The sequence below is a fragment of the Exiguobacterium profundum genome (genome assembly GCF_001909285.1).
GTDB lineage: Bacteria > Bacillota > Bacilli > Exiguobacteriales > Exiguobacteriaceae > Exiguobacterium > Exiguobacterium profundum.
Map to the genome: position 1 here is coordinate 1,531,641 of NZ_MRSV01000001.1, position 6,000 is coordinate 1,537,640.

At 46.1% G+C, this 6,000-nt stretch carries 6 protein-coding genes; 3 read left to right on the plus strand and 3 right to left on the minus strand.

The window, feature by feature from the left end; all coding sequences use genetic code 11:
• Positions 1 to 7: 7 nt before the first annotated feature.
• On the plus strand, positions 8 to 910 hold the full coding sequence (locus BBB58_RS07900) for a deoxyribonuclease IV (protein ID WP_074036625.1): 903 nt from the start codon (positions 8 to 10) through the stop codon (positions 908 to 910).
• 3 nt (positions 911 to 913) lie between these two features.
• Positions 914 to 1,483 (plus strand): hypothetical protein, encoded by a 570-nt coding sequence (locus BBB58_RS07905; RefSeq protein WP_074036626.1) that lies wholly within the window; start codon positions 914 to 916, stop codon positions 1,481 to 1,483.
• A gap of 36 nt (positions 1,484 to 1,519) precedes the next feature.
• Here the strand turns inward: BBB58_RS07905 and BBB58_RS07910 are convergent, their stop codons facing one another.
• From BBB58_RS07910 to BBB58_RS07920, 3 genes are all read right to left on the minus strand, one after another.
• Positions 1,520 to 1,690: a DUF1427 family protein gene (locus BBB58_RS07910; protein WP_012726630.1), complete on the minus strand. Its 171-nt coding sequence runs from the start codon at positions 1,688 to 1,690 to the stop codon at positions 1,520 to 1,522.
• Between the two features lie 91 nt (positions 1,691 to 1,781).
• Positions 1,782 to 3,947, minus strand: coding sequence for an RNA degradosome polyphosphate kinase (locus BBB58_RS07915; protein ID WP_074036630.1), 2,166 nt, complete (start codon positions 3,945 to 3,947; stop codon positions 1,782 to 1,784).
• Positions 3,948 to 3,949: 2 nt separating this feature from the next.
• On the minus strand, positions 3,950 to 5,479 hold the full coding sequence (locus BBB58_RS07920; protein WP_074036632.1) for a Ppx/GppA family phosphatase: 1,530 nt from the start codon (positions 5,477 to 5,479) through the stop codon (positions 3,950 to 3,952).
• Between the two features lie 281 nt (positions 5,480 to 5,760).
• Here BBB58_RS07920 and BBB58_RS15395 point away from each other — a divergent pair.
• Positions 5,761 to 6,000: helix-turn-helix domain-containing protein (locus tag BBB58_RS15395; RefSeq protein WP_244150710.1), on the plus strand; the 240-nt coding region annotated here is incomplete at its 3' end.

Sequence of the window (6,000 nt, forward strand, 5' to 3'; positions counted from 1 at the left end):
GATGAGGATGTTAAAAATAGGTTCACACGTTTCGGTATCAGGTAAAAAGATGTTGTTAGCAGGGAGTGAAGAGGCTGTCTCTTACGGGGCGAATACGATGATGGTGTATACAGGTGCGCCCCAAAACACACGCCGTAAACCCATTGAAGATTTAAATATTGAGGCAGCACTCAAACATATGGCCGCACATGACATCGAAGAGATTGTTGTTCACGCACCATATATCATCAATCTCGGGAATACGACGAAACCAGAGACGTTTGAATTGGCTGTTTCATTCTTGACTCAGGAATTAAAACGGGCAGAAGCACTCCAAGTGGCTCGTCACGTCGTTCTTCACCCAGGCGCTCATGTCGGAGCGGGAGAAGAAGTCGGTCTCGCTCGAATCATCGAAGGATTGAATGAAGTGTTGACGGGTGATGAAAAAGTGAAGATTGCGCTTGAGACGATGGCAGGGAAGGGAAGCGAACTTGGTAAGACGTTTGAAGAGCTTGCGACCATCATTGATGGCGTGACGCACAATGATCGACTCTCAGTTTGCTTTGATACGTGTCACGTCCATGATGCAGGATATGACTTAGTCGGTGACTTAGACGGCGTCATTGAACAATTCGATCGCATCGTCGGACTCGACCGTCTCGGAGTGATTCATGTAAATGATTCGAAGAATGTGCGCGGTGCAAAAAAAGACCGTCATGAAAACATTGGCTACGGAGAGATCGGGTTTGATACATTGAATCGTGTCATTCATCACGAGGCATTTGCGCATCTACCGAAAATTCTAGAAACGCCATATATCCCGATTAGCGAAAAAACAAAAGTCGCTCCATATAAACAAGAGATTGAAATGTTCCGTGCCAATCAATTTGATGCCGAGTGGCGTGAACGATTCACGCTCGCTCATCAATAAGCGATGAACGTCCTACAAGTCGATCCAAAGCGATATGATGTCTGGAACGCATTCCCGACTTATTTTCTTGAACAAAGTCCGGTTTATGTAAAGGGGTCCGTGACGACACCGACAGCATTTATCGAAGTGATGGGGCATGGCATCGTGGCGGAAGCAGAGGTGTTACTTGAAGAGACGATTGAGCGACCAGACGATCCGTATTGGCTCGGAGAGAAACAGGAAGGGATAGCGCTGTATTCCTTAGTCGACCTGTTACAACTTCATTTTCATCATCCGCTCTTGCAAGTGGGAATGTATGAGGGGGATGAACCGTACGAGTCGATTCGAACAAAATGGAATGACGGCTATTATGTACCATCGTCTAAATGGACGAAAGCGTCATATGAGGCGCACTTGTTTCGAGAAAAACTTCTAGCACCAAAGTCGAACGTGACGACTTGTGCGAACTGTCATGAAGACCTAGCTGAACGCTTTGGGCAAGAGGCGTATCACTTGATTGAGTATCACTTGACAGAGGAACGTGGCATCTGGGTTTGTCCGACCTGTCATAAAGCCATTCATACATTAGACTAAATAATAAAAGATGCCCTTTTTCGAGGGCATTTTTTATTAGAATGGCCAGTTCGCTACAGCAAATTGATAAACCTTCATTCCGAGGAATACCCCGAAAATCCCAACAACTCCTGGCAATACCGGTGGGGCAGGCAGTGGCAGTTTGAGTGCGGTGAAGATGGCACCACAAATCAAGCCGGCGAGTAATGATAATAAAATCTCCTGCATAAATAATTCCTCCGTCTCTAAATGAAAGCGCTTCATAATAACTGAATCGAATTTATTATACAACGAGTTTTCTTATTTGAGAAGTCTAACATCAGTCATCTGTCATTTTCTCGTTCTCGGCCCGAAGGCGGAGCACTTCGCGTTCCGCCCAATTTGACGGTTCTCGTTCGAATACGCTAGGTATGTTGTTCCATCGACCACCCGTATATTGATGGATGATAATTTGAGATTGAATCTCTTCCTCGTTGGTCTCTCGTTTCACGTATACATAGCGACCGTCAGAACGTTGTCTTCTTGCTTTCACATTATCGACGAGTTGAAGGGCCATCATATCTTTGATGTATGTTTTATGTGATGCGTTCAAGATAGGGAAGAGTATCTCAATCCGTTTTTTCTTATTTTGTGTCATCCAGTCCGCAGAGGAACAGTACAAGTCTTCTTTTCCATTTTGGTAAAAATAAAAGATTCGGGAATGTTCGAGATATCGGTCGATGATCGAGATGACCTTGATGTTTTCAGAGACCCCTTTAATTCCCGGTCGTAAGCAACAAATGCCTCGGACAATCAAATCGATTTTCACTCCCGCGGACGAAGCATCATACAATTTTGTGATGATGGCCCGGTCCGTGATCGAGTTCATCTTAGCGACGATGCGACCGTTGCCGTACTTTTCATGCAGTTTGATCTCATCATCGATTTTATTCAAGAAGAAGTCTTTCATGTCGTCAGGCGACGTCTCGAACTGATGCCAAGATGGTCGTTCCCCATAACCGGATAACCAGTTGAAAAAGTTCGTTGCATCTTCAGCGAGTTCTTCATTTGTCGTGAGGAGCCCAATGTCTGTGTATAGCTTGGCGGTCGAATCGTTATAGTTACCGGTACCAAGATGAATGAACCGTTGCAACACACCACCTTCTAGAATGCGAACGACGAGGGTGATTTTTGAGTGTGTCTTCAGTTCTTTATAGCCGTAGATGACGTGAGCTCCGGCTTTCTCAAGTTGCTTCGCCCATTGAATGTTTTTTTCTTCATCTTTACGTGCTTTTAGTTCGACGAGGACAGTGACTTGTTTTCCGCTCTCGGCTGCATCAGTCAAGGCTTTGATGATGGGAGAGTCCCCGGAGACGCGATAGAGTGTCTGCTTGATTGCCAAGACGTTCGGGTCTTTGGCGGCTTGAACGATAAAACGGACGATTGGATCGAATGAATGATACGGGTGATGGAGCAGATAATCCTGTTTAGCGATACTTTGGAATAAATCTTTGCCCGATTCAAGACCTTCTGGGATAAATGGGATCAACGTTTCATTGATCATGTCATCATATTCCATCCCGATCTGATTGTAGATCCCAAACAGGAAGGTCAAGTCGATCGGACCGTCGACAATAAAGATATCCCGGTCATGTAAGTCAAGGACGTCTTGTAGCATGAACAACAGTTCTTTTCGTAACGATCGTTGCTGTACCTCGAGTCGGATGGCAACCCCATATCTTCTCTTCTTCAATTCTTTTTCGATTTGTTTCAAGACGTCACGACTGCCCTCTTCGTGAAACGGCATGTCCGCGTTCCGCGTAATTCGGAATGGCATCGTGGACTCGACGACAAATCCTTTGAAGAGTGAGTCGATGAATTGAATGATCAAATCCTCAAGTAAAATCAAATCGGTATGTTCTTCATCATCAGTAGGTAGTTCCAGATACCGCGGAAGAACGGATGGCACTTGAACGAGGGCGAGTCGTTTTTTTCCTTCGTTATTCGAGGCAATCTCGACAGCAATGTTCAGTGACTTGGATAAGAGCATTGGGAACGGACGATAGGCATCGACTGCAATCGGTGTCAGGACGGGGAATACGTGCGTTCGAAAGTACTCTTTCACGAAGTCTTGTTGGGTCTTGTTCAAATGTTTCGTCCGTAAGAAGCGAACGTGCTGATTCGATAGCTGTTTCGTGATTTTTTTATATGTTTTATATTGTGTCTCGACGAGTTCTTGCGCTCGCATCGAAATGGACTTGATCTGCTGTTTTGGAGTGAGGCCCGTCTTGTCTTCCGGACGATTGAACCCGGCGAGGACCTCATCTTTCAATCCACCGACTCGTACCATATAAAATTCATCAAGGTTAGAACTGAAAATCGCCAAAAATTTCAATCGTTCCATCAATGGATTTCGTTCATCCATCGCCTCCTCGAGGACACGCTCGTTAAAGTCGAGCCAGCTGAGTTCACGGTTGTTAAAATGTTCATTCGTATATTCGGACATGGTTACTCCTCCTCGCTCAAGACAATCTCAATCGATTGATCAATTGCGCGTTCTAAATGCTTTTTATGGCGAGTGCTTCGCTGCAACTCAAAACGTGCAGAACCATTCGTATCTAGCGTAAGTGTGAGACCGTCCTTTGTACTAGCAACATGGATGTCCGTCACGATCTGACGCTCCGTCAAGTCGAGGGCATCGACGAGTTTCACAATCGACCCGAGCAACTCCAAACTCTTCAATAACTTTTGATCAAACCATTTCGGGAAAGCCTCGATATGTTGTTCCAATACTCGTTTTGATTTGAAGGATGTGACGAGGGCAAGAGCGAGTCGATCCTCGTTGTTTAGTCCTTTGAAATCGTTTGTGGTAATCAGATGGAACGTGTGGTCACTTTTATTGTTGTGATCGATATATTCACCGACATAAGCAAGGCGACAGGCACCTTCAAGAAGACCAGGCTCAAATGGTTTCGGTTTAATCGCCTTCACTTCAATTAATCCGGTATACAACTGTCTAGCCAATCGGATGAGATGTTGATGACGAGTCGGGTTCACGTCATATTGTTTTTCAAAATGACGAAAACTTTCTTCTTTCACATCGGCAAAACGAACTTTATCATGCTCATGTAAATAGTTTTCATAGAAGAGACCTTCACGGAGTCCATTGTTACTCATCGTGAACTCAGGTACTTTCAAATATTTAGCGAGTTCGCCGATTGCTGTCACGGCAGGCGCGATGATGTCGACCCGGTCTTTTGACAGCCCATCCAAACGTCCGAGTTGTTTGCTCGACATTCCGACGAGTTCATCTATGACGTCCTCCAATTGTTCAGCAGAAATCGTATACTGATGGATTCCTTCAAGCGGGAAGTTCGATATGGTCTGTTCGACCCGGACTAAGTTACGAGCCGTCCCACCGACACCGACAAGTGGGACACCATGAGGTTCGAGCCATTCAATTTCTTTGAATGCCTTCTTTAAGTATGCGGTCAACGCTTTCCGCTCGTCTTTCGTCATCGTCTCATCTTTCATAAATTCTTTCGTTAACGTCACGGCACCGAACGGAAAACTGTGATAAAAGACGAGCTCTCGGTTCTGAAAGTATGTGACTTCCATTGATCCCCCACCAATATCGACGGAATATCCATCTTCCACATAGGTGGAGTTGACGATGGCCGAATATCCGTAAAAGGCTTCTTCGTAATCGCTCAACAGGCGGATGGTCATCCCTGTAGATTGTTTGACATTCTGCAAAATCTCATCTGAGTTATTTGCGTTTCGAATGGCTGCCGTCGCCACTGGGAGCACATCGGTAACGTGATGATGGTCGTTCAACTCTTTAAAGTGACGCAACGTATCGATGAGCGAAGCGATTCCTTCTTCAGTCATCTCATTCGCATCACTAATATGGCTGGACAATCGCGCGACTTCTTTCACATTTAACCGTTCAAAGTATTGTCCTTCCTCGTTCACTTCGAAGATGACGTTTCGAATCGAGTTGGATCCGATATCAATAACTGCCAGTTTCTTTTCCATAAAACCATCCCCTTCATAATACTAGTGTAATCGACAAGGTTTTGAACGAACATACGATTTACGTTAATTTTAACAAAATCAGGCGAGAATTCTCCCTCCTCTAAGCGTCTCGGGGCGAAGCCCAGCGTAGGCGGGTGATGAATCGCCCGATCCAAAACTCTTTTCACTTGTGACAGATATGACGAACAAAAGTTCGTGATTCCGTCAGATTCTCCCTCTCCCTCAGCGGGTATCGGACGAGGAGGATACATCACGATCTTCTGGAGGGAGGAGGGACGGACATGCTGAAAGACTATACATACAGGCTCCACCTGACGCCGGCACAGGCCGAGTTCCTCATCAAGACGATCGGCTGCGCCCGGTTCATCTACAACAAACTGCTCGAGGATCGCATCGCCATCCGCGAGGAGGCGAAAGCGGGGAGCGGAACGAGACGGAAACCGGCGACACCCGCCTCCTACAAGTCCCTGTTCCCGTTCCTCGTCGAGGCGGACAGCCTCGCGCTCGCGAACGCGAAGTTG

What these genes read in the sequence shown, in the direction of transcription:
- BBB58_RS07910 (WP_012726630.1), bottom strand. Translation starts at nt 1,690, where the DNA reads ATGCAGGAGATTTTATTATCATTACTCGCCGGCTTGATTTGTGGTGCC.
- BBB58_RS07920 (WP_074036632.1), bottom strand. Translation starts at nt 5,479, where the DNA reads ATGGAAAAGAAACTGGCAGTTATTGATATCGGATCCAACTCGATTCGA.
- BBB58_RS07905 (WP_074036626.1), top strand. Translation starts at nt 914, where the DNA reads ATGAACGTCCTACAAGTCGATCCAAAGCGATATGATGTCTGGAACGCA.
- BBB58_RS07915 (WP_074036630.1), bottom strand. Translation starts at nt 3,947, where the DNA reads ATGTCCGAATATACGAATGAACATTTTAACAACCGTGAACTCAGCTGG.
- BBB58_RS07900 (WP_074036625.1), top strand. Translation starts at nt 8, where the DNA reads ATGTTAAAAATAGGTTCACACGTTTCGGTATCAGGTAAAAAGATGTTG.